The organism is Mucilaginibacter litoreus (assembly GCF_042676805.1).
In the GTDB taxonomy this organism is placed as follows: domain Bacteria; phylum Bacteroidota; class Bacteroidia; order Sphingobacteriales; family Sphingobacteriaceae; genus Mucilaginibacter; species Mucilaginibacter litoreus.
The window spans coordinates 139,928-164,066 of sequence record NZ_JBHTHZ010000012.1 but is presented as its reverse complement, the minus strand read 5'-3'; the positions used below and the strand labels follow the sequence as shown (position 1 = coordinate 164,066).

The 24,139-nt window shown below is 40.5% G+C and carries 20 protein-coding genes and 1 rRNA gene; 12 read left to right on the top strand and 9 right to left on the bottom strand.

What is annotated here, in order from left to right:
* Both rrf and ACFQZX_RS13475 read left to right on the top strand, forming a co-directional pair.
* Positions 1-75: ribosomal RNA gene (rrf, locus tag ACFQZX_RS19510) — 5S ribosomal RNA — on the top strand; the annotation flags it as partial.
* 660 nt (positions 76-735) lie between these two features.
* Positions 736-1,815 carry an AAA family ATPase gene (locus tag ACFQZX_RS13475; protein WP_377116171.1) on the top strand — a complete coding sequence of 360 codons (1,080 nt, stop codon included), beginning with the start codon at positions 736-738 and terminating at the stop codon, positions 1,813-1,815.
* Positions 1,816-1,823: 8 nt separating this feature from the next.
* On the opposite strand, the gene ACFQZX_RS13470 is transcribed toward ACFQZX_RS13475, so the two are convergent.
* From ACFQZX_RS13470 to ACFQZX_RS13445, 6 genes are all read right to left on the bottom strand, one after another.
* Entirely contained in the window at positions 1,824-2,339 is a 516-nt protein-coding gene (locus tag ACFQZX_RS13470; protein ID WP_377116169.1) for a toll/interleukin-1 receptor domain-containing protein, read from the bottom strand.
* Between the two features lie 28 nt (positions 2,340-2,367).
* The gene (locus tag ACFQZX_RS13465) at positions 2,368-5,910 is read right to left on the bottom strand and encodes a type IIG restriction enzyme/methyltransferase (RefSeq protein ID WP_377116167.1); all 3,543 of its coding nucleotides are present in this window, start codon (positions 5,908-5,910) and stop codon (positions 2,368-2,370) included.
* Between the two features lie 223 nt (positions 5,911-6,133).
* Positions 6,134-7,732, bottom strand: coding sequence for a hypothetical protein (locus ACFQZX_RS13460; protein WP_377116165.1), 1,599 nt, complete (start codon positions 7,730-7,732; stop codon positions 6,134-6,136).
* Positions 7,733-9,580 (bottom strand): glycosyltransferase family 2 protein, encoded by a 1,848-nt coding sequence (locus ACFQZX_RS13455; protein ID WP_377116163.1) that lies wholly within the window; start codon positions 9,578-9,580, stop codon positions 7,733-7,735.
* A gap of 51 nt (positions 9,581-9,631) precedes the next feature.
* A complete protein-coding gene (locus ACFQZX_RS13450) occupies positions 9,632-11,719 on the bottom strand; it encodes a cellulose biosynthesis cyclic di-GMP-binding regulatory protein BcsB (protein WP_377116161.1) in 2,088 nt (695 codons plus the stop codon).
* A 30-nt stretch (positions 11,720-11,749) separates the two neighbouring features.
* Positions 11,750-13,096: a sensor histidine kinase gene (locus tag ACFQZX_RS13445; protein WP_377116159.1), complete on the bottom strand. Its 1,347-nt coding sequence runs from the start codon at positions 13,094-13,096 to the stop codon at positions 11,750-11,752.
* Positions 13,097-13,843: 747 nt separating this feature from the next.
* Here ACFQZX_RS13445 and ACFQZX_RS13440 point away from each other — a divergent pair.
* Positions 13,844-14,824 (top strand): acyl-ACP desaturase, encoded by a 981-nt coding sequence (locus ACFQZX_RS13440; protein ID WP_377116157.1) that lies wholly within the window; start codon positions 13,844-13,846, stop codon positions 14,822-14,824.
* A gap of 46 nt (positions 14,825-14,870) precedes the next feature.
* On the opposite strand, the gene ACFQZX_RS13435 is transcribed toward ACFQZX_RS13440, so the two are convergent.
* Positions 14,871-15,104 carry a hypothetical protein gene (locus ACFQZX_RS13435; protein WP_377116155.1) on the bottom strand — a complete coding sequence of 78 codons (234 nt, stop codon included), beginning with the start codon at positions 15,102-15,104 and terminating at the stop codon, positions 14,871-14,873.
* A gap of 205 nt (positions 15,105-15,309) precedes the next feature.
* Positions 15,310-15,639, bottom strand: a complete 330-nt coding sequence (locus ACFQZX_RS13430) for a hypothetical protein (RefSeq protein WP_377116153.1) — start codon at positions 15,637-15,639, stop codon at positions 15,310-15,312.
* A gap of 116 nt (positions 15,640-15,755) precedes the next feature.
* On the opposite strand from ACFQZX_RS13430, the gene ACFQZX_RS13425 reads away from it, so the two are divergent.
* The 9 genes from ACFQZX_RS13425 to pyrH all read left to right on the top strand — a co-directional run bounded on the left by ACFQZX_RS13425 (position 15,756) and on the right by pyrH (position 22,170).
* Complete coding sequence (locus tag ACFQZX_RS13425) at positions 15,756-16,775, top strand: aldo/keto reductase (RefSeq protein WP_377116151.1); 1,020 nt, start codon at positions 15,756-15,758, stop codon at positions 16,773-16,775.
* Between the two features lie 57 nt (positions 16,776-16,832).
* A complete protein-coding gene (locus ACFQZX_RS13420) occupies positions 16,833-17,024 on the top strand; it encodes a hypothetical protein (protein ID WP_377116149.1) in 192 nt (63 codons plus the stop codon).
* A gap of 25 nt (positions 17,025-17,049) precedes the next feature.
* A complete protein-coding gene (locus ACFQZX_RS13415) occupies positions 17,050-17,328 on the top strand; it encodes a type II toxin-antitoxin system RelE/ParE family toxin (protein ID WP_377116147.1) in 279 nt (92 codons plus the stop codon).
* Between the two features lie 148 nt (positions 17,329-17,476).
* A complete protein-coding gene (gene rplM, locus ACFQZX_RS13410) occupies positions 17,477-17,914 on the top strand; it encodes a 50S ribosomal protein L13 (RefSeq protein WP_377116145.1) in 438 nt (145 codons plus the stop codon).
* 28 nt (positions 17,915-17,942) lie between these two features.
* Complete coding sequence (gene rpsI / locus ACFQZX_RS13405) at positions 17,943-18,329, top strand: 30S ribosomal protein S9 (protein WP_377116143.1); 387 nt, start codon at positions 17,943-17,945, stop codon at positions 18,327-18,329.
* 21 nt (positions 18,330-18,350) lie between these two features.
* Positions 18,351-19,187: a 30S ribosomal protein S2 gene (rpsB, locus tag ACFQZX_RS13400; protein WP_377116141.1), complete on the top strand. Its 837-nt coding sequence runs from the start codon at positions 18,351-18,353 to the stop codon at positions 19,185-19,187.
* A 93-nt stretch (positions 19,188-19,280) separates the two neighbouring features.
* Positions 19,281-20,132 carry a translation elongation factor Ts gene (tsf, locus tag ACFQZX_RS13395; protein ID WP_377116139.1) on the top strand — a complete coding sequence of 284 codons (852 nt, stop codon included), beginning with the start codon at positions 19,281-19,283 and terminating at the stop codon, positions 20,130-20,132.
* Between the two features lie 163 nt (positions 20,133-20,295).
* Positions 20,296-21,408, top strand: a complete 1,113-nt coding sequence (nagA, locus tag ACFQZX_RS13390) for an N-acetylglucosamine-6-phosphate deacetylase (RefSeq protein ID WP_377116137.1) — start codon at positions 20,296-20,298, stop codon at positions 21,406-21,408.
* A gap of 57 nt (positions 21,409-21,465) precedes the next feature.
* Positions 21,466-22,170 carry a UMP kinase gene (gene pyrH, locus ACFQZX_RS13385; RefSeq protein WP_377116135.1) on the top strand — a complete coding sequence of 235 codons (705 nt, stop codon included), beginning with the start codon at positions 21,466-21,468 and terminating at the stop codon, positions 22,168-22,170.
* Positions 22,171-22,340: 170 nt separating this feature from the next.
* Here pyrH and ACFQZX_RS13380 read toward each other — a convergent pair whose 3' ends face one another.
* Positions 22,341-24,095, bottom strand: a complete 1,755-nt coding sequence (locus ACFQZX_RS13380) for an ABC transporter ATP-binding protein (RefSeq protein ID WP_377116133.1) — start codon at positions 24,093-24,095, stop codon at positions 22,341-22,343.
* Between the last annotated feature and the right edge of the window lie 44 nt (positions 24,096-24,139).

Genomic DNA, 24,139 nt, shown 5'->3' with positions numbered 1-24,139 from the left:
TCCGAACAGAGAAGTTAAGCCCGCCAGAGCCGATGGTACTGCAGTAAAATGTGGGAGAGTAGGTCGGTGCCACCCTTTATCAGTAACCCTTCATCCAAAAGATGAAGGGTTTTCTGCGTTTAAAGCGGTTGCCTGTTGCGGGTTGCGGGTTGCCTGCCCCATCACCGCAAGCCGCACCTAACTCCATGTTCACGAACACACAGGTGAACAACGTGAACACGCGCAAACCGCTCTGCATCAGATCTATCAAAATATTGGTGACATAACCGCGTCAGCGCTGTTAAATGGTTCGACAGGCTCACCATGACAAAGGATAGGCTCAACATGACTCAATAAGTGTCCGTCTGAGCTTGCCGAAGACCTGTCAAAGCGGGTTAATGGTTCGACAGGCTCACCATGACAAGAAATGGGCTCAACATTAATCAAGTGTCCGTCTGAGCTTGTCGAAGACCTGGCAAAGCGGGTTAATGGTTCGACAGGCTCACCATGACAAAAGGTGGGCTCACCATGAATCAATAAGTGTGTCCGTGTGAGCTTGCCGAAGACCTGTCAAAGCGGGTTAATGGTTCGATAACCCGCACTGACATAACACTGTCACCACCTATCATAGTTACAAAGGTTATATTTGTGTATAAGGTACATTCCGTACTCTTTGAACCATCAGTCGGATGTTCGGTACAGTTAAAATCATCCGGACATTATCCCAGCTTTTATTACCCATTCAAACTTAAAAACATGACACCATACCATACAGCCGAACGGCCGGAGTATATAGAAAGGATACGCGCCGAGGCCAGGGGTTTAACCTACCGCCCTGCTAAAAGAAAAAAGCAGGTGAACGCATCCCTTTCAGACCCTGAGGCATGCCGCTACCTGTTTACTGTCGGGACAGGCAACCGCTGGATGGAACTTGGCGAACGTGAGCCCGAATCTAAAATGCTTTTTGGCGAGTTTTGGCACCAGGGCGAACTTTGTATCCTGTTTGCCGATACCAACGTTGGCAAAAGCGTGCTGGCCGTTCAGATTGGCGACAGTATTGCCCGTGGACAGCCTATCGCGCCGTTCGCCCTGAACGCAGGGGCCACTAAAGTGCTGTATATTGACTTTGAACTTTCTACCAGGCAATTTTATCAGCGCTATACCCATGCCGGGGACGACTATACGTTTAACGATAATTTTTTCCGTGCACAGTTTAACCCCGATAATATCCTTGCCGACCAGTACAGCAACTATGATAATGATGTTATTGCCGGCATTGAGTATAAAATTAAGCTGGTAAAGGCCACCGTGCTCGTTATAGACAACATCAGTTGCCTGCGCGGCGGCACCGAGAACGCCGCGGTGGCGCTTAGCCTTATCAAAAAGCTTAAAGCGCTTAAAACCGACTATAACCTATCCATCCTGGTACTGGCACACACGCCTAAGCGCCGCAACCCCGGCGCGCCGCTCTCGGCTAACGATCTGCATGGCAGCAAACTGCTCATCAACCTGGCCGATAGCGCCTTTGCCATTGGCACCAGCAGCGCCGACCTTCAGCTGCGTTACCTCAAACAAATCAAACAGCGAAGCACCGGGCAGGTCTACGGCGAAGACAATGTATGCCTTTGCCGCATCACCAAACCACATAACTTTTTGCAGGTACAGTTTAAAGGCAACAGCCACGAACGCCTGCACCTGCGTACCCGTAAACTATTGAACCGCGACCTGTCAGCACCAAAAGTAGCCGAACTGGCAGCTAAAGGACTTACTCAGCGGCAAATAAGTAAAGAGTTGCATGTTTCGTTGGGAAGTGTTAATAAGTTGATGAGGAAGTAACTTTATGATTAGAAGCGCCCATGCCCACCAAATCTATAATTCCCTTCTTTTAAAAATTTAATGAAGTCGTACACTTGTTTGTGATAATTAGATTGACTTATTTTTTTTGTATACAACTCAGGATGATCGTCCTGAAATTTAAATAAATCATCAGGTTCATTAAGTTTTAGAATCTGAGTTGTATTGTGTATAAATCCTACAGATTCAAAATGTATTGGTTCTAAAATAAATGGAATTACATTATCAGTGAGCACCCATGCCGCACCCATTTCGTTTAAACAAACTTCACTTTCTTTGTAACTAGTAGTGATTATCTGTATAACTGCAACAGAAGTAACTATTCTCTCTTTAATGGTATTTTTAAAGTCAACACCACTTTTTGGACCAGTATCTTTTGCTGATGTATAAAAAATATCATCTCTGTTTATTCCCAATCCCAAATTGAGTATTTTTTCGATAAAGGCAGATACAATTTGCTGATCTTTACTAGAGTGACTTATAAAAATATTACCTTCTGACATCATTAGTATTTTATTTAAATGTAAACTTTAATTAAAGGTTTCCTGTACCTTCTATAGTTTTAATATCTTCAGCTGTTAGATTGTATAAATCATAAATTAATCCGTCAATTTCCTTTTCCAAATCAGCGGTATCATGATTATTAAGTTTCAATTGCAATATTTCATCAACATCTCTCACTATTTTAAGATGTATATCATCAGTTGGTATAGCAAAACCCAATTCATTAAGATAAAGTGGTTTAACATTTTTATCAGTATAATGAAATTTATAGTACTTATTTATTAGGTTAGAATTAAGAATAGCAAGAAAATAGTTTAGGTGATATTTTGATTTATTTGTTAAATAACTAATGGAATCAATTGGGACATAACCCTTATTAAATATTTGGCATACTAACCATCTGCTTTCAAAATTTAAACTATTTGTTCTTATCCTTTGTATACCAATAAACGGTTTTTGTAATGTTTGTTTTATAGAATCCTTGCTTTTTTGAAAAGTATCTATTAAGTATTTGGGCTTTATTTTATAACTATATCTTCCAAAGTCCTCACCACCAATTACCTGTCTTTGTGTTTTAGTTGTCACAAGATTTTTCTCGTTAGGAGTAGGGCTATAACCTCTGTTAATTTCACAAAAACTACTTATTTTTTCATTTTTATCTACTTTGCTGAATATGTTATCAAAGTCTTCGTTTATGTTTATAAACCATTTCGAGCCTTTCAATGATTTAAATCGTAACCAATTTGTTATAAAATTAAACCATTTTTGATCATAAGGCTTGTCTCTAATAATTTGTAGAAGGCCATCATAAACAGACTTATTAAAAAAGAGAATATTACACCATACATCTGGCGCATCCTGAAAAACTTTATATACATCTCTTATAATATAAAGCATGCCTTCACTAACGAATTTGTTACGTAAAGTTATGGCGTTGTTATTAATCGCCCAACTATCTGGCGTTATAAATGCTAACTGCCCCTTAGTCTTAAGTATGTCTATTCCTTGAATATAAAATAGAATGTAACTTTCTGAAGTTGCTAAGCCAACATTAATTGAAACTCCGTATGGTGGATTGCCAATAACTATATCAAATCCAACAAAAAGTCCGTCATTATCCAACACCTCGGGAAATTCAAAACGCCACTCAAATGCATTTTCATAGATTTTGTTGTTTTTGATTTCATTAATGATTTCTTCTTGTTTTTGTATAGAACGCGTCAGTCTAAGTTGCTCCCGTTCTAAATCTTTTTTACTTTTTTTTTTGTTACCAAAAAGATCTTCGTTAGTACTTAACAATTTATCAAGTCGCCCGCGTAACTTACTTAACTCTTTATATTCTTTTGAATTACGACTTATAGATGAACGAAAATTAGTTTTAATACTTTCAATGAGTGTTACTAATTCACGCTTTTCAGCCTTATTAGTTGCATTTTTATAAGCGCCAACTGCTATTTTATAATCGTTAATGTTCCACTTAGTGTTTTTTAACGCCTGCTTTAAATCGGCATCTAATGCAAAACGGCTTATTAAGGAGTTTCCAACTTTAATATTGATATCGATATTAGGTAGGGTTTCCAACTCATTCCCGCCAGCTTTATAATAGGCGTTCTTCAATAGCTCAATCCATAAGCGTAACCGGCAAATTTTTACAGAATTGGGATTAATATCTACACCAAAAAGGCAGTTTTCAATGATGATCTGTTTTTCGTGAAAAAGTGTTTCCTGGATGCGCTGACTTTCTTTACTTTTTAGGTTATATTCAAAAATATCACCATCAACATCGGTGATAATTAGCTCATCATTTTCAACCGTAATACTGTAATCTCTTAAAGTACGGCCATCTTGATCGAGTAATATCTTCAAATCGCTTTTTATAGCAAGAATCTCATTTAAGGCTGATACTAAAAAGTGTCCGGATCCTACCGCTGGATCACATATTTTAAGACTGTTGATTATGCTATTAGCTTCTATTTTATCTGCTATTTTATCATATATTTCGCTGTAGTTTTTACATTCCCAGCTTTTGGCTTCATTAAATTTTTGTACCACCGCTCTGCGGATGGTTTCCCGGCACATGTACATGGTAATGAAGCCAGGTGTAAAAAATGAGCCGTCTTTATAACCGTTGATTTTTTCAAATATCAGCCCTAATACCGAGGCATTTATCAGCGTTTTATTATCTTCTTGTATCTCTTCGCTTCCTTCACTGCTAAAATCATAAGCATTTAAAAAAGCGAAAAGGTAATCGAGCGTATTTAAATTTCCTTTAAGTATTTTGCTTTTTGCATCTTTTAACACCGTTGTTCTCAAAACTGGCAATTGTACAAAATCTTCTAAGCCATTTATAAAAAGTGTTTGATGCTCTAAATCGGTTGGCTCAAATAAAGAAGAGTTTAAATACGGTACTTTATCAAAAAGCCTTTGAATATCTCCAGTTCGTTCAGCAGGTATCTTAGCTAGTACTCTAAAAAACAATTTATCAAGATCATCAAAGTCTTTGATTTTATCTGTGTTTAAAAAAGTATAACTGCGGTCGCCCTTATGGTAATTGATTAGTTGGGCTTCCAGCAATTTTAAAAATAATATCCGGTTAATCCAGGTAATTACCAGTTCAAGCGCAACAGCGTATAAGCGCTCCTGATAAGTATCTCCGTATTGCGATGGTTTATCCAGTCGCGATATTTTATCATGGCTATCTAATTGTACAATAGTATTTTCTAATAACGAACCAGCGTTGCGTTCTCCATCTTTTTTTCGACTTATTAGCTTTTTACTTCCCTCTTTGTACTCATACAGCCCAATTAGATGTAATAATTCAGAATAAAATTTAGGTTGAAGTGTATTACTATCATTGGCAAAAGGCAGTTTTAGTAAATGTACTGGAGAAAGTATTTTATATAATGCAATGAGGCCTTTGTCATCTTTATTGCTCGTATTAATTAAAATCTTTTTATAATCAAGTAAATCAAAAAATGTAGCTTCAAATGAAAGTCCCTCGTTTGCAGTTAGCAGCTTTTTCAATTCATCATAAAACCATGGGTTATCTTTGCCATCAGCTTTTTTTAGCTCGTAAAGCTTTTTGATAGCTGTATTACGATATATCTTTTTGTCAAATTCATTAGCATCAATAATGTACCATTCATAAATATTAGTAATTATTAATTGCTTAAGCTCATTACGGTTATTAGATACCCGTTCATCCAAATAATATAATACAAGTTCATGAAAAGCCTTAAGGTTGGCGTTGCTGGCAGATATCATTTCGCTAGTATTACCAGGTCGCTTAACTTCTAATATTGCTGCGAATGGGTCATTAGGTGATTTCCCGGTATGAATAACTAAATCATTCTTAGCAATTGGATTTATTTGATGCTGTGAGTTGTTATACCAAGTAAGCTTTAAAAAATCTGCAATAAGCGATTTTAGATGTTCTTCATCTCCTTTTGCATTAATTTTATCTAATAATTCTGTAAACTGAGTTTTAAATAATTCGATATTATTACGGCTTATCTTTTCCTTGAGATAGGCTTTATTTAACGATTGTTTAGGCTTAAGAAGTTTTAGAATCATATTGGTAATAATTGTAAATTAACAAAGAATAACTATATCAACAAAAGAGATTCCTCATCTAAACAATGAATGACAAAGCTCGGTAAGATAAATTGTTTAAATCCCCAATTCAATCTAAACCCGATAGCAGCAAATACCTGCCATGCGCCTAAGGCCTTCGGCGTATGAGCAGATAGCGGGGCTACTGTAGCCGAAATGCGCTGAAAGAACGTTTACAAAAAAACTACCTCCCCAACATTCTTCCAAACTCGCTGCCGCTGGCGTTGGTGATCACGCGGTAAACCGTCCAGTCGTGGGTTTCAAATACCTTGCGGAAATTTAAGTCGGGAATAGTTTTGCGGATGGTGGTGATGTACTTATTGTTCAGTTGCGTGTATCCGGCCACATTGTTATCGGCAGTGGCTACAATAACATAATCCACATACTTATCCGGCGACTCCAGCGCGCTCAGAAAATTGCCCTGGTACGGCATGATCATGGATTTAATATCAGTCGTAAAAGCGATGATAGGATAGGCAATGGCGTCGTCGGCCAGTACCCTGGCTTCTGATGGCAGGCTGTTCAGGTAGCCGGCAATCTCAATATCGTCCGATTCTACGTTATCCTCCGTGCGGTCTACCAGTACTTTTGTAAAGTTCTGCTCCTCGGGGATGCTTGATGTGCGCAGGTAATACCAGCCAAAATAAAGCTGGAAAAGAATGACGCACAGCAGCACAATTTTAAATGCCTTTTGGTTTTTTACCGTCCGGGCTTTTAAAATCACACTCAAATAGGCCAGTATAATAAACATCAGGTAATACTGGTAAGCCAAAAAAACCTTATCGTATTTAATGTGTAAAAACTCGATGAACGCGAAGGGTATGATTATGGTAAGGGCCTGGTAGGTACTTTCGCGGTAAAGGTATACAGCGATAAGTATCATGGGGCAAAACAACAGCACCCGGGCAGATAGCAGCAGGGAGATTTCAGGTATCTTGTAATTGGTGTTGGTGGTTTGCTGGTCGAAGCTCAGTTTATCAATCAGCACGTTCCAGGTAGCGTAAGGGCTTTCCGAAAAGTAGTTCAGGTCGCTGGCGTGGGTAAGGTTAAGCAGCTTATAGCACAGTACCGCTACCAGGGGCAGCGCGAAAATGATGATGTACAGCGCGAACGTTTTATTGATAAGTTTACGCCTTAATGATGGGCTGTTAAAGCTCTGGAACAGCCTGAAAATAGATTCCTGCTCGCCCAGGTTTAAGCTGTGTATGGTAATGGCCAGCACCAGCGGTAAAAAAAACAGGGTTAGCCATACAAACTTATAATCGCAAAATATAAGCGCTACCAGGCATATACTGGCTATGGATACGTGGAAGGTAGTATTTGAGCGATAGAATTTGAACAGGTTGAGGAAAAACAGGAAAAAGAATATCAATATGAGATAAATATTTTTGCCGGATGCCGCCGAATAGATCAGCCCCGGGTGGGCAAAGAATAGTAACAACAGCAGCAGTATATAACCTTCGTCATGCAATCGCCTGGCTACGGTACTTGCTATTATGTAAAACAGAACAGCCGTGCCAATTGCCGATGCCAGCACAGGCGCAAGCGTATAACTTACCGGGGTGAATATAAAAGTAGCGTAAAAGGGTATCAGCGGCGCGGTAAGGCCCATGGTTTTAAGCCGGTTGCCCACGCCCTCAAACACGATCCGGGCTTTTTCGATATAAAATAACGACTCGTGGTTATAATAATTAAGGTGATTGAGGTAAACCCCGCATACCAGGTAATAAGCTGCCAGTATAATGGTTACTATAATGAGGAATATGGTACCGGTAAGCTTCATTTATTTGACAACGTTGATTGGGTTGTTTACTTTACTTAAGCCATGATTGGTTTTTTCCCAGTAGAAAGGCTTAACCACCAGTTGGTATAAACCCTTATAAGCTGCTATGGAGTGCATTAACCAGTAAATAGGGTTGGCTACGGCAAATAATATCAGCTCGTAATAGCGGCGTTTAAAAACGGCTATCATGTTTACGTAGATCATGAGGATGTTGCCCACCATAAGGTTGAATATCGACATGAACAGTACCCAATCCGGAAACAGCGTTCGGATGCCCGAAAGATCAAACACTACGTAGGAGATGAAAACTATAAGCAGCAGCGGGTAAACCAAAAAGGTTACCGGCGTTGCCCCTATAAAAAAGTTAAAGCCTAAAAATCCGCGCCAGCCAATTTCTTTCCATAAAGCTACCGGGTCGCGCATGTGTACCAAGTAAGTTTGCATGTAGCCCTTTATCCACCGCGAACGCTGGCGTATCCAGTTGAAGAGCTCGTTGTTGGCTTCCTCGTAGGTGGTGGAGTTGATGATAGCGATTTTATAACCCTTTGCATAGGCGCGTACGCCCAGGTCGGCATCTTCAGTCACGTTGAAAGGGTCCCATGCGCCCAGGTCAACCAGTTCCTGTAATTTAAAGTGGTTGCTGGTTCCGCCCAGAGGGATAGGGATATCAAGGGTATCCAGCCCGGGCAGCATATAATCAAACCAGTAAGAGTACTCAAGGGTAAACATCCTGGTCAGGAAGTTTTCATTACGGTTAAAATAGTTTAAAGCACTTTGTACGCATATATAATTTTCGGGGAGCTTACTGAACAGCGCTACTACCTTTTTAAGCTGATCGGTATCGGGGATATCCTCGGCATCGTAAATGGTAAGATATTTTCCACGGGAAAAATGCAGCCCGTAATTGCATGCCTTTGGTTTTGTTTTAGGCATGTGGAAAGGCACAACGATCACCTCGAACACGGCGGGGAAATCGAGGTTTTTTACCGCGTTGAAGGTTTTATCGTCGTCCTCCTCTATCAAAAGCTTAATATCCAGCTTATGGCGCGGATAATCTATCGACTGCAGGTTCCAGATCAGCTTTTTTATCAGCTTATCTTCTTTGTAAACCGGCAGCAGTATAGTGTAGATGGGTAATTCATCATCCTTTATCCCCCGCAGGTCATTACGAGTTACGGCCTGGTGCAGCTCAAACCTGGAGCCTGCCAATGCCAGGAACAGTTTGAATATTATCGCTACCAGGAAAAAAGAGCTGATAAGTACGTTAATGATGATGGATGTATTTTTAAAACTCAGCACCAGCCCTATGGCAACCAAACTTATCAGCACGAAAATGAATATAAGCTGGGCGGTAGAAAAGGTTACAACGGCCGAGCTGTCCGGGTCGCGTTTAAGCAGCTCAAATACCGATGATTTAACATAGCGCTCGCCAAGCAGTTTATTGCTCAGCCAGGTAATATCAAGGTCGGAGGTGATGATCACCTCCGGTTCCATATCATAAGTAAACTTTACAAAGTCGATTACCAGTTGGTCGTCCGGAGCTGCCATAAGTGTTACCACCTTGCCGTTTTCAATACGCAGGGGCAGGGCAAGGCGGTCATGCACAAACGGCAGATCAAGCCTGCTCAGTACTTCAGGGTCGTATGCTTCATCGCGCGGATGCTCTTGGATGATTATACCCGCATTGATGAGCGAACGGTCGTAATTTTTACGTGAGATATACCCCGAGGTAAGCGCGATCTTGATGAAGGATAGCCCCGACTCGGCAGCGTATTCTTCAATCGCTTTGCGCTCACCTGCAGTGATAAACCCGTCATTGGTTAACAATTCAGGAATGGATATACTCATTAATGATCCTCTTGTTTTTAAATGCTTACAGTAAAACTGGTATAAAAATCATTAATCGTTAAACAACTCCTGCGATTTTTGCACCCTGGAGCGTACGTATAAGAACGATAGCAAGATGAGTACAAGTATGCCTAACAGTATGTACAGGTTGTAGCTGTCCCAAAAACGGGTAAGGGCGCTTTTGGTATCTATGTATTCAAGGTTTTCGCTGGATTTATTAATGTTGAACAGGTACTTATTGTTGTTAACATCAGATATACATACGTTGCTGGACAATGTAGACAACTGCTCGGTTATTGATTTTGACGCGGCCAGGAATGCCTCGGCCAGGTGTTTGCCGGTAGCGGTAAGCACCAGGGTGGCGTTATTACTGCGGCCGTAAAATATTTGCGCCAGGCCGTTGGATGTGGTATCAGATAGCGAATAAACTACGGTATTGTTATCAGTATTATAAAGCCTGAAATTCCGTTCAAAATCTATAGGCGCGTCCGGGAACTCATGCATCAGCTTGTCGTCTTGAGCTAACAACGCGATCACATTGTTCTTTTTCAGATCTGATGCGTTAACTTCGTCAGAGTAAGAAAACTCCGGGAAATTATTTGCGTTGATGTTGTTGTTAAGCTCATAAATGATCTCGCCCATGGCGCCGGCGGCATATTTAGCGTAGGGTTTAGATACTATTACGCGTGTTGTACCGCTGTTAAAAGCTTCCGGATACTGGTAAAAGCTCAGGTCGCTGGTGATGAACGGGTTTTTAGATTCCAGGTATGATTTATCTACATCAATCTCGGCAAAGTAATTGGTAAAACTGTTTTTACAGTTACCGCTGTTGGGGTAAAATCTAAACTCGGCCTCAAGCGTGTTATATTTATGATGCTGATACCTGTTAATGGTGACTGATGTATTTAGCTTGCCGGATGCATCAAGCTTTTCGCTGCTCAACAATAAGCCATTTAGATAAATGTTAAAAAAACCACGGTCGCCGGGATTAAGGCTGCTGTAATTGGCAACAATGCGTATCTCAACTTCTTTCGGTGTAAAACTAAAGTCGGAGTTTTTAAAGTTAAAGGCGCTTTTGAGTGAGCCAATGCCTGATAAAAAGTCGCTGACGCCGCCAATTTGCTTAAGTGACAGTTTTGAGCGGTTTTCGTCGATGGTTTTAAAGAATGTGTTTTGCGCTTTATTGATCAGCAGGTAATCGCCAAAGGTAGAGTTAAGCACATTCATGTTGCCCATCGCGGTAATGGTTTTTTCGTATCCAGCATCATCGCCGCCTGTAACAAATAAAATCTCGTTGGGCACAACTTCCTGTGAAACGGTTTTTACCGGTACAAAACGCCCATTATTGTTAACCATACGGGTTACGGTATCCGTAACCGTACTTACCGATTTGTGCAGGTAAAGTAAGCCCTGGTTATTTTGTGGCGTAACCTTTACAAGGGAGCGCTTATCTGCAGGTAGTTTATTAACCGTACCTACCATGATGTAATTTCTTACACTATCTGGCAGGTTTTTAATATCATATACGCCAATGTTTTTAGTCTGCGTTTTTTTAAGCCTGGCGTATGACCATGCAACGGCCTTCAGATCATGCAGTGTAGGGTTGCTGTTATAAACAATGGCAGTTTTAGAGTCGAAGCAGTTACTTATATTGATGTTTGAAAAGAAGTTTTTATTACTTTTTATAAGCGACAGGTATGAATAATTTTTAACCTTTACCCACATGGCAGGGTTATCCAGGTCGCGGCACTGGTCGTCTGTTATGGTCAGCGATGTTTTGATCTGTATTTTAAGAAAATTATCAGCAGATACGTCGGCCGGAGATAAGTCGATCTGTAAGCGCTGGATAGAATCTTTAGTTAAGTGCCCGCTGTAAACCGGCTTATTACCTAAGAATAAGTTGACGTAAGACTTATCGCGCACTAAAGCCTGCGATGGCTCCAGATAGATCACCAGCTTGCTGCCTGAAATTTGGTACTGAGGCGTTATTTTAACATAAAATGATGTAGCGCCGCTCATGCCGAATATCGGCTCGTCATCGTTATGCCCCAACGCTTTAAATGATATGATCTTTTGGTTTTGCGCGTATACAGTGGTGCAGAAAAGTATGAAAGACAGAAGAGTTAAAAATCTTTTCATCAGATATTATAGTTAGTTCGGTTATAAGCGTTAGTTTATTACGTAAAATTCAACCCTAAAGTAGTTGCCATTATCATCGCTGCGATAGGTAAGTTCGCCGCCAAGTTCCTGGGCCATCAGTTTAGCTATTGATAAACCCAAACCCAGGCGGCTCTCGATATTGCCCGAGGCATCATTTAAGGTTTTAAGTTTATTGAACATCATGTCCAGCTCTTGCTGGCCAATGGCAAGGCCTTCATCAATAATTTCAAAAACAAATTTCTGGCGCTGTAAGCTGGTAACTACCTTAATGCTGTTATTGGTTTGCGAAAATTTGATGGCATTTGATAACAGGTTCTGGAAAACCTGCCCTACAAACACTTTATCAAGTTTAACATTGAGCGGAAGCTTTAAAATGTTATCAATTAAATGGATGTTTTTCATGTGGGCGGTTTCCTGCAAGCCTTTAAATACATGGGTTACTTCGGCATTAATATCAAAGATCTCCATGTTAAATTTCATCTCAGGCGATTCGATCTCCTTAACATCCATTAGTTTGTTAAGCATATACTGCATCTTTTCGGCCGATTCAGCTATGTAACCACTGTATTCTTTCTGATCTGTACTTAGGCGGTAATCCTCGTCCCTGAGCATATTGTTACTCATAATAATCTGCCCTATCAGGTTTTTCAGATCATGCCCTGCAATGTTGATGAAACTGTTCTTCTGATCGTCAAGCTTACGTAACTGCTCATACTGGCGGTCGATGATATTGTTTTTCTCGTTGATGTTTTTGTTCTGTTCTTTAAGCTGCTCGTTAGATTTTTCGATAAGTATCTGCGAACGTACATCGCGGGCTATCACCTTATACCTTACGTTAGGAATAAGGCAGGATATGAACGCAATAATGAAAAAAAGTATGCCGCCGTTGCTCATCACCAGGTCTATGGTATACTCACTAAAAATGCGGTAAAATATAGTAAGCAATAATAAAGCTATTAAAGCCTGGATAATGGAATTTATAGCTTCCCAGAAAATTTGCAGGTTAAAAAATAAAATGATTGTAGCGTAAAGAAGAAAATAAGTGGTTTGTTGCTGAATGGAAACAATATTGCATAGCAATGCCGCAGTGACAGACAGCAGGAAAAAGCAGATATGAAGCAATGTACGGTAATTGTATTTCCTGGTTTGAAATACGCTATAAAGCCCTAATACGATCAATACCGTTATAATGCGTACGATAAAAAACTGCAGCCAGATATTTTCAGCATATATAAAGTCGATTACACTGAACAGGGGATATAAACAGATAATTGACCATATAATATTATTAGTTTGATACCATGCTTTTTTGGATATCTCCTTCCTGTACTCTTCTTTAGAAATCTGAACAATCATTCGGTATTATAAATATTTAATCAATAATAATATAATCAGGCTTTTATTACTACCAAAGCAACCCAAATAAACATCAGCACCTAATTTTAAGTTGCTTGTTAGTTTTGCTTTAAATTTAAGAGTGTAATAAGCAAAAAACAATCCAAGCATATTTAAGTAGCATAACCGGTGATATTTAGAAAGCTGAATTTTTATAAAATAGATTATGCCCGTTATATGGCAGATCAACCCTTTTATAAAAACACAGCCTAAATTATTCAAATGAGTGTTTTTGATCATAAGCTATGGGCTTTGTTCAATAAAAAATAACGTGGTAATGCTTTTGTAATGACCGTTTGGTTGTTGAGAAAGTAATTACACACATTGATGAAGTTTTGGAACAATGCCCGCCTCTTATAAAAATAAATCAACATCATTTTCAATATAAAGAATGCGGCATAAGGGCGTTTCTTTATGGTTAATTTCAATATAATTTATACGAAACGTTGGTGTTAAAGTTTTCTTTTAAATACAACCATTTTGTGTGGACATAGATAACCGCTGTTGTATTGGTTATAAAATGGAAGACATTATAAACCTTAGAAAGTAGCTTACCGTAAGACAATAGGCATACTTTACATATTTACTGCCGCTTATTGTATTAAACCGATATAAATAAAAATCAAGTGACCTGAAACAAGCAATTGAATATACTGGTTCTAAATAAATACCACTTAAATGATTAACTTTGCACAGTAATAAGGATATATGAAATTTTTTGAAGAAAAACGCAGAGAGGTAATGAAGCATATAGAAAAGTTCATGCTTGAAAAGATGAACGAGTACTTGAAGCCGATTGACACAATTTGGCAACCGTCAGACTTTTTGCCGGATAGTTCCAGGGAAACGTTTTTTAGCGAAATAAAAGAGCTGCAGGAAAGTGCCCAAGGCTTATCTTATGACCTGGTTGCTGTATTGATAGGTGATACTATTACTGAAGAAGCTTTGCCTACTTATGAATCCTGGCTGACCATGGTTGAGGGCGTTAGCGATAACGAGGAAGGCGGCTGGATGAAATGGACCCGCCACTGGACCGCCGAAGAGAACCGGCACGGTGACTTGCTGAATAAGTACCTTTACCTTACAGGCCGTGTAAATATGCGCGCCATGGAAGTTTCCACACAGTATTTAATTGCCGATGGTTTTGATATTGGTACCGGGCATGACCCGTACCGTAACTTTATTTACACCTCGTTTCAGGAGCTTGCTACTAACGTATCGCACCGCAGGGTAGCTTCGCAGGCTAAAAAGGCCGGTGATACCCTGCTTTCTAAAATGTGCGGTGTTATTGCCAGCGACGAAGCAAGGCATGCTAAAGCCTATAAATATTTTATCGAACGTACCTTTGAAGTAGATGCAAACGAAGCTATGCTGGCTTTTGAAGATATGATGCGTAAAAAAATTGTAATGCCCGCTCATTTTTTACGCGAGATAGGCATGAAGATAGGCCAGACATTTGGGCATTTTACCGATGCGGCACAACGTTTAGGCATCTACACAGCTATCGACTATGTGGATATATTGAAAGAGCTGATTGCCGACTGGCATATTGCCAGCGTAACCGACCTGAAGGAAGACGGCGAGAAAGCGCGCGATTACATTATGGCCCTGCCAGACCGTCTGTTACGCGTAGCTGAACGCATGAAGAACCCAATGCTGGAGTATAAATTCAGCTGGATAAACGGATAGAGATACCGCTAAACTATAAGAAAGGCCTTTACAGATCGTAAAGGCCTTATTTTTTTTGTTTGATTAACTTAAATTTAAATGCCCCCGGTTTTTTTATAGCGTAATCCCCCGCAACAATAGTATCATAATCATTATAATTCATGTAAGTTAAACTATATTCCTTGCCATTTATAGTTATATATGGAATTTGTTTAGGTTTTTCATAATAGGCTTTTTCAATGACACCTTGAAAAGAATAATTTTTTGCCCTATTTAAGCAATATGAAGCCCAGGAAACCATTAAAGTGCTTGTTATAGAAAGACACAATGTTGAATATGGTAACCGACTATACTTTGATTGTAACTCGCCCTTTCTCTTAAAATAAAACAGCACAATTGTTAATGTTATAAAGGGTGCTACAATAACAATAAACAAAAAGAATGGGAACATATGTAAATATACGTCTTTAAATCAAAAAATATTTAGGAAATAAATTACATCTATTTCAAGACCCCTCCTCAATAAAACTTATATTATCCCTTCCCGGGTACTCCATGTAAAGGCTGTTAAGGATATCTTCCATAGTCAGCACATTTACATCATCTGTATAATGTTCTGATTTGATCACATCTATTTCATCGCCCTTAAATTCATAACGGAACAAAAAACCATCGTATAGCTCAGGATAAAGTATTTGAATACTATCTGCAGTATCAACAATGTCAAAGTCAATATCCAGATGCCTGCGCTCTTTAAATAATGGGTTTAGCTTATTGCGCAGGTATTCGGCATATTGTGCTGCCTGTATGGGTTTATCGGTGTTGATGATCTTCATGGGTTTAATGTTTGTTAATATTTACAATTGGCTTAAGCTTATTGTTTACCGGCGCTTTTATTTAAGCTTTTAAAACAGCAGCTTTGCTGTAACGTTTACCAGGAAACATTAATGTTATGAAATACAAACTGCTTGGCCGCTCGGGCCTTAAAGTATCCGAACTTTGTTTAGGCACCATGGGCTTTGGCACTGAAGCCGGCTGGGGGGCCGACGCCGATACCAGCTTTAAAATTATGGATGCCTATGCCGAAGCCGGCGGCAACTTTTTAGATACGGCCAATATTTACAAACTGGGAACAAGCGAAAAGATTATAGGAGACTACCTGAGCAACCATGACCGCGACTATTTTGTTGTGGCTACCAAATATACCTTAAAGGATAACCAAACCAACCCCAATGCAAGTGGCAATAACCGCAAAAACATGATGCGGAGCGTTGAGGAAAGCCTTAAGCGTTTAAAAACAGATTTTATAGATGTGCTTTACCTGCATATATGGGATGATATTACCCCCATTGACGAGGTGCTGCGCGGCCTGGACGATCTGATACGCCAGGGTAAGGTTAATTATGCTGCCATAAGCGATACACCTGCATGGATAGTAGCAAAAGGCAATACCCTTGCCGAGTTGATGGGCTGGAGCCAGTTTATAGCCTTGCAGGTGGAATACAGCTTGCTGGCCCGTACTGCCGAGCGCGAACTGATCCCGATGGCTAAACACTTCGGTATGACGGTGACGCCATGGGCCCCACTTGCCGGTGGCGCCTTAACGGGTAAATACCTAAAAGGCGAGAAAGGACGCATTAAACCCGACAGCAAACGCTTGAATGAGAAAGCCGAGCAAATTACCCGCGTGGTGATGGAAATAGCGCAGGAGTTGGGCGTATCTGAAAGCCATGTTGCCCTGCAGTGGACAATGAGCAAAGGCTTTCAGTGCATACCTATCGTAGGCGCTACTAAAGTTGATCAGCTTAAAGATAACCTTAAAACTGTTGATGTAACCTTATCTGCAGCGCATATCGCCAAGCTTGATGAAGCAAGTAAAATAGAGTTAGGCTTCCCGGGCGATTTCTTCAACGAGGATGCCGTGAAACTTAACTCATTCGGCGGGTTTTATGACAGGGTGGAGAAAAGGTGAGATAAATGATTTTATTATTTTTGTATTAAAGACACTGATATGGTAACGATAAATTCTATGCTTGAAGATATTATGAAACTGGATTTTACATCCAGGGAAATGTTGCTTGAAATATTGCAAAAGCGACAGATTGAAGCTCGCAGAGATGAAGTTTCTAAAAAGGCTAAACAATCTTTAAAAGATTATCATGCCGGAAAACTAACTGCTTTATCAGCCGAAGAAGTCATAGATAAATTAAATTCGCTATAATCAGCAAGGTTACCATGCAGCGTAATTGGTTTTATCTAAAGCTTTTGAAAAGTCTTATAAGAAATTTGCAAATAATAATCAATCATTAAAATCCGCGATTCTTAAAACTGTTAGTAAAATGGAATTGGATGTTTATCATCCATCTCTAAGAACACATAAATTAAGTGGAAAACTCGCTGCCTATTTAGCATGTTCCTGCGGATATGATTGCAGAATCATTTTTACTATCGAAACTGATTTAACAGACATCAATAAAGAAGTTATTTTACTTTTGGACGTCGGCACTCATAACGATGTATATTAGTTCTTCTTGTTTGTAACGGCTTAAATAAGTTATCTATCTTCGCTAAAATAAAAGCACAACCCACTTGTAAGTTAAACAATTAAGCGTATCTTTGCAGTCCCGTAAAAGCGGGGTTTATAAAAAAGTTTAATTATTTAATTTAAAGCAAGTGAATACGTTAAGTTACAAAACTGTCTCAGCCAACAAAAAAACCGTTAATAAAGAATGGGTTGTTGTTGACGCTAACAATGAGATTTTGGGGCGCTTGTGTACTAAGATCGCTATGATGATCAGAGGTAAACATAAGCCAGGGTTCACCCCGAACGTAGACTGCGGTGATAACGTAATTGTTATTAATGCAGACAAGGTAAAACTGACCGGAGACAAATTTGCCACCAAGCAATATGTTTCTTACACTGGTTACCCAGGTGGTCAGCGTTTCATTTCTCCTAAGGAGTTAATGGCAAAACATCCTGAGCGCGTAATTGAAAAAGCGGTTCGTGGTATGTTACCTAAAAACCGTTTGGGCCGTGCTATTTATGGTAACCTGCATGTTTATGCCGGTGCCGAGCATCCACACGCCGCTCAAAATCCTAAAACCATTTAACTTTTAATTTTAAAGGAGAAAAAACACAATGCCAACAACTAACACTTCAGGCAGAAGAAAAACCGCTGTTGCCCGCATTTACTTAAGCGAAGGCAATGGTGCAGTTACCGTTAACGGTAAAGATTACAAAGAATATTTCCCTACCTTGCCTTTACAATACATTGTTATGCAGTCTACAGAAGTATCTGGTTCTGCAGGTAAATATGATGTTAAAGTAAACGTAGTAGGCGGTGGTATCAAAGGCCAGGCTGAGGCCGTTCGTTTAGCTATCGCTAAAGCCATTGTTGAACTTGATGCTGATAAGAAACCAGCGTTACGCGCTAAAGGTTTAATGACACGTGATGACCGTATGGTTGAGCGTAAAAAACCAGGCCGCAGAAAAGCACGCAGGAAATTCCAATTCAGTAAACGTTAATATCAAAGGAGGACACAAACAATGGCAAGAACAACATATCAGGACTTACTGGATGCAGGTGTACACTTTGGTCACCTTACCCGCAAATGGGATCCGAAAATGGCTCAGTACATTTTCATGGAGCGCAACGGTATCCACATTATCGATTTAAATAAAACCTTAGCTAAGGTTGAAGAAGCTGCTTCAGCTATCAAACAAATAGTAAAATCAGGCCGTAAAGTATTATTCGTAGCTACCAAAAAACAGGCTAAGGATATTGTTGCCGATTATGCAAAAAGCGTAAACATGCCTTACATCACCGAGCGTTGGTTAGGTGGTATGTTAACCAACTTTGCTACCGTACGCAAGTCAATCAAAAAGATGTCAAACATCGATAAACTGACTAAAGACGGTACTTACGCTATCCTTTCTAAAAAAGAGCGTTTAATGATCCAGCGTGAGCGTGTAAAATTAGAAACACTTTTAGGTGGTATTTCTGATCTGAACCGTTTACCAGCTGCTTTATTCATCATCGACGTTAAGAAAGAGCACATCGCGGTATCTGAAGCTTTAAAGCTTAACATCCCTACTTTCGCGATGGTTGATACCAACTCTGATCCGTCTAACATCGATTTCCCGATCCCTGCTAACGACGATGCTACCAAATCAATTTCATTGATCACCGGTATCATCATCAAAGCGATTGAGGAAGGTTTAGATGAGCGCAAACGCGAGAAAGAAGACGAAACTGAAAGAGAAGCAGCAGCAGCAAAAGCTAAAGCTGATCAACCGGAAACAACTTCAGGTGCACGCGGCGCTAAAAGAGTAGCCGAAGAAGCTGAAGCCGGTACCCCAACTGCTGAGTCTACAGAAGAGTAATATTATTTAGTCGTAAGTAATAAGTCAATAGTCTCGAGTAAATCCGACTAAAGACTTAATACTTGCGACTTTTAACTTATAAAAAACAAAAAAATGTCTACAGTACAAATTTCTGCATCAGACGTAAATAAACTGCGCCAGCAAACCGGTGCAGGTATGATGGATTGCAAAAAAGCTTTGACCGAAACCAACGGTGATTTTGAAGCTGCAATTGATTACTTAAGAAAAAAAGGCGCTAAAGTTGCTGCCAGCCGTCAGGACCGCGAGTCTAACGAAGGTGTTGTTATTGCCCGTACTTCAGAAGATTTCAAACGTGGCGTTATCATCGAGCTTAACTGCGAAACTGACTTCGTAGCGAAAAATGCTGAGTTTGTTGCTTTTGCTAACCAGATAGCTAATACAGCTGTTGAAAATAACCCTGCTTCTATTGAAGAGCTGAATAACCTTGAAGTAGACGTAGAAAACTCACGCTTAAAAATCAGCGACGCTATCGTTGAAAAAACCGGGAAAATCGGAGAAAAGATCGGCGTTTCTAAATATGAAGTTATCGAAGGCGAAAAAGTTGTTGCCTATATCCACGGTAACTACCGTTTAGGTGTATTGGTTAGCTTAAACAAAGCTGTTGCCGGTGCAGACGAAGCTGGTAAAGACGTGGCTATGCAGATCGCTGCTATGAACCCTGTGGCAGTTGATAAAGATGGCGTTGACGCTACTACCATAGAGCGTGAATTAGCTATCGCTAAAGACCAGATCCGTGCAGAAGGTAAGCCAGAAGAAATGGTTGAAAAAATTGCTGCCGGTAAACTGAACAAGTTCTATAAAGATTCTACTTTATTGAATCAGGAGTTTGTTAAAGACTCATCTAAGAACGTTAGTCAGTTCCTTGACTCAATTGAAAAAGGCCTCACAGTTACCGCCTTTAAGCGGGTAGCCTTAGGAGCTTAATTATATTATCCCCCTCGTTTAAACGAGGGGGATTTTTTTTGCAATATTTTTAACATGGTTCGTCCTACTGAAGTTGTTTAAGGATCAGACATGAAAACAGCTATCGCAAAATCATTATCATGAAAGATGTTGAAATAAATTCAACATGACATACATTAGCAACATGATAGCACTTCATAACCTCAGGCTCATTACAAACGGCGTTATCAGTGATGATAAAGCAATTTTAATTGATGGCAAAACAATCGCAGCAATCATCAATGAAAATGCTATTCCGTCGCTCGCTACAAAGCATGATCTTAATGGCGCCTACCTTGCGCCTGGTTTAATTGATCTGCAGATATATGGCAGTGGCGGTAAGTTATTTGCCGGTAAACCGGAAGTTGCAGCATTGCAGCAAATGGAAGCCGACCTGCTGAGGCAAGGCACCACCGGATTTTTTGCTACCATTGGTACTAATACTAACGAGGTTGTTAAAGCGGGTATTGAATCTGCTAAAGCCTATCGTGCGCAGGCAAACGGTAACTTTTGGGGATTGCATCTGGAAGGGCCTTATTTGAATGTAGCTAAACGTGGCGCGCATCCGGCTGAGTTTATTAAAAGAGCTACCCTGACTGAAGTTAGAAGCTGGGTTGAGCAGGCTGATGGTGTTATCACAATGATGACCATTGCACCTGAATTGCAGGATCAGGAAGTGATTGATTATTTGGATGATCAGGGTATTATCATATCATCCGGCCATAGCAATGCTACTTATGAGCAGGGCAAAAAGTTTTTGAATAATCCTATTCCGGCGGTCACCCACCTGTTTAATGCCATGCCGCAAATGCATCACCGCGAACCGGGGTACATACCGGCTATATTTGAGGAGCGTCCGTATACCAGCATAGTAGCAGATGGTAACCATGTGGATTGGCCGATGATACGTTTGGCAAAACGCGAGTTGGGCGACAGGCTGTTCCTGATAACTGATGCCGTAACTGAAGCAACAGAAGGTGCATATCAGCACAGGTTGGAGGGAGATAAATATGTAATGCCCGATGGTACCCTATCCGGTTCGAGCCTTACCATGCTTAAAGCTGTTCAAAACTGCGTTGAAAAAGTGGGTATCGGGTTGGCCGAAGCGATAAATATGGCATCGTTATATCCGGCGCAATTAGCAAAAAGGCAAACAAAAGGCAGCATAGCTGCTGGTTTTGATGCCGACTTAATAATCTTTAATGATGAATTTAAAGTGTTAAATACCGTGTTGAACGGTCAATTCATCAATCATTAGCACTTAAAATTTTAACAATTGTATTTATTATCTATTTTTGATAAATCTTCCTCATAAATGAAATATAAAAGAGTCCTACTTAAACTTAGCGGCGAATCCTTGATGGGCGAACGCCAGTACGGTATCGATAACAAGCAGGTTCTGCAATATGCGCAGGATATAAAAGCAGTAAAAGATCAGGGAATTGAGATTGCCATTGTAGTTGGAGGAGGAAACATTTTCAGGGGCTTAAGCGCCGAAAAGTCAGGCATGGAGCGTGCCCAGGCCGATTATATGGGAATGCTTGCAACTGTGATCAACTGTATGGCTCTGCAAAACGCATTAGAAAGTATTGGTGTGGATACCCGCCTGCAATCGGCTATCAAAATGGAGCAGATTTGCGAACCTTACATTCGCCGCCGCGCCATGCACCATTTAGAGTGTGGTAAGATAGTGATTTTTGGTGCCGGTACAGGTAACCCATACTTTACTACCGATACAGCAGCTTCGTTACGCGCTATAGAGATAAAAGCCGACGTAGTATTAAAAGGCACCCGTGTAGATGGTATTTACACCGCCGACCCCGAAAAAGACCCTACTGCTACCCGTTTTGACGAAATCAGTTTTCAAGAGGTGTACGATAAAGGCTTGAACGTAATGGATATGACGGCTATAACGTTGTGCCAGGAAAATAAGCTGCCTATCATTGTTTTTGATATGAACAAAGAGGGCAACTTTATGAAAATAGCCAGCGGTGAGCCTATTGGCACATTGGTGAAATAACATCAAATTTCAAGATAGTTAAAAAGCCCTGCCGGATAACCGGCAGGGCTTTATTATATATTAAGCTGTCATTTCGAACGATAGTGAGAAATCTTGTTAGAGCGTTATGAACTTTGCATATTTAACAAGATTTCTTTTCGTACCCCGTTCAAAGTGACAGGTTATTGGTCTTACGCATCTACCGTATGCTTTTCGCCGATCTGCTGGCGCCACATGGCGTAGTATAATCCTTTTTGGTCAATCAGATCGTGATGCTTACCCGATTCTACTATGTTGCCTTTTTCCAGCACAAAAATACAATCAGCATGCATAATAGTTGATAAACGGTGCGCTATTAAGATAGTGATGTGTTCATGTAAAACAGAAACATCCCTTATGGTACCTGTTATTTCCTCTTCAGTAATAGAGTCGAGAGATGATGTCGCCTCGTCAAATACCAGTATATCCGGTTTGCGTAACAGGGCGCGGGCAATAGATAATCTTTGTTTTTCGCCTCCCGATACTTTTACGCCGCCTTCGCCAATAACAGTATCCAACCCCTTATCAGCACGTGCCATCAGTGTTTGGCAGGCAGCGCGTTGCAAAACGCTCATGCATTCTTCATCAGTAGCGTCAGGCTGTACAAACAACAGGTTCTCGCGTATGGTGCCTGAGAATAGCTGTGTATCCTGCGTAACAAAGCCTATGCGCTCACGCAACTGGTCAAGGTCAATCTCATTACTTGGTATATCATTATATAAAATATTACCCTGCAACGGCTGATACAAGCCAACCAACAGCTTAACCAATGTAGTTTTGCCCGAGCCAGATGGCCCGACGAATGCGATGGTTTCGCCGGTGTTGGTGTTAAAGCTGATATGGTTAAGCGCGTTACGGTTCGCGGTAAGGTGTTTAAAGCTTACATCGCTAAAGGTGAGTTTGCGCACTTTTTCTAACAGCACAGGTTTTTCAGGCTTTTTATCTATCGGCGTACTCAATATTTTTTTGAAGTTAGCCAAAGATACCTCCGCCTCACGCCAGCTTAAGATAACGTTACCCAATTCCTGCAGCGGGTTAAACAGAAAAAAAGAGTAAAACAAAAAGCTAAAGTATTGGCCCGGGGATATGCTGCCTTTAAATATCAGCATTAATAAAACCACTACCATGGCGCTACGAACAAGGTTGACCGTAGTACCCTGCACAAAGCTCATGCTGCGTACATACTTTACCTTTTTAAGCTCCAGGTCAAGGATCTTGTAAGTAGTGGTATTAAGGCGTTTAATCTCCTGTTTGGCCAGGCCAAGGCTTTTGATCAGCTCGATGTTTCTGAGCGACTCAGTAGTAGAGCCGGCCAGTGCTGTGGTCTCTGCTACTATATTGCGCTGAATGCGCTTAATACGGCGGCTCATGGCCATGCTGACAAATGATATGATCGGGATAGCCGCCACATACACTAAAAGCACCTGGTAACTTACCGATACCGAGTATACCATCACAAATACCATCCCTATCAGTGATACAAACAGGATACTGATAAACTGGGTGATAAACTTTTCGCAGTCTAAACGTACTTTTTGCAGGATGCCAAGCGTTTCGCCGCTGCGCTGATCTTCAAACACCTGGTAAGGCAACTCCAGCGAATGTTTCAAACCATCGGCGTACATTTCGGCACCAACTTTTTGGGTAATGATATTGGTAAAGTAATCCTGAAAATTTTTAGCTATGCGAGATACCATGGCAACCCCAATAGCTAAACCTACTAAGGTGAGTACCCGGTGAAGATATTCATCTTCCTGCAGGGCATCGCGCTTTTCAATAACATTATCTACAATGCGGCCGGTAATATATGGGTCTAACAGAGAGAACCCTATATTCATCGCGGCTAAAAACAGTGCAAGCACTACTATCCAGCGGTGCTTTTTCAAATAATTTATAAGTATATTCATTTTCTCAATGGCAAAAATATATAAAGACAACGGCTATGTAGCTC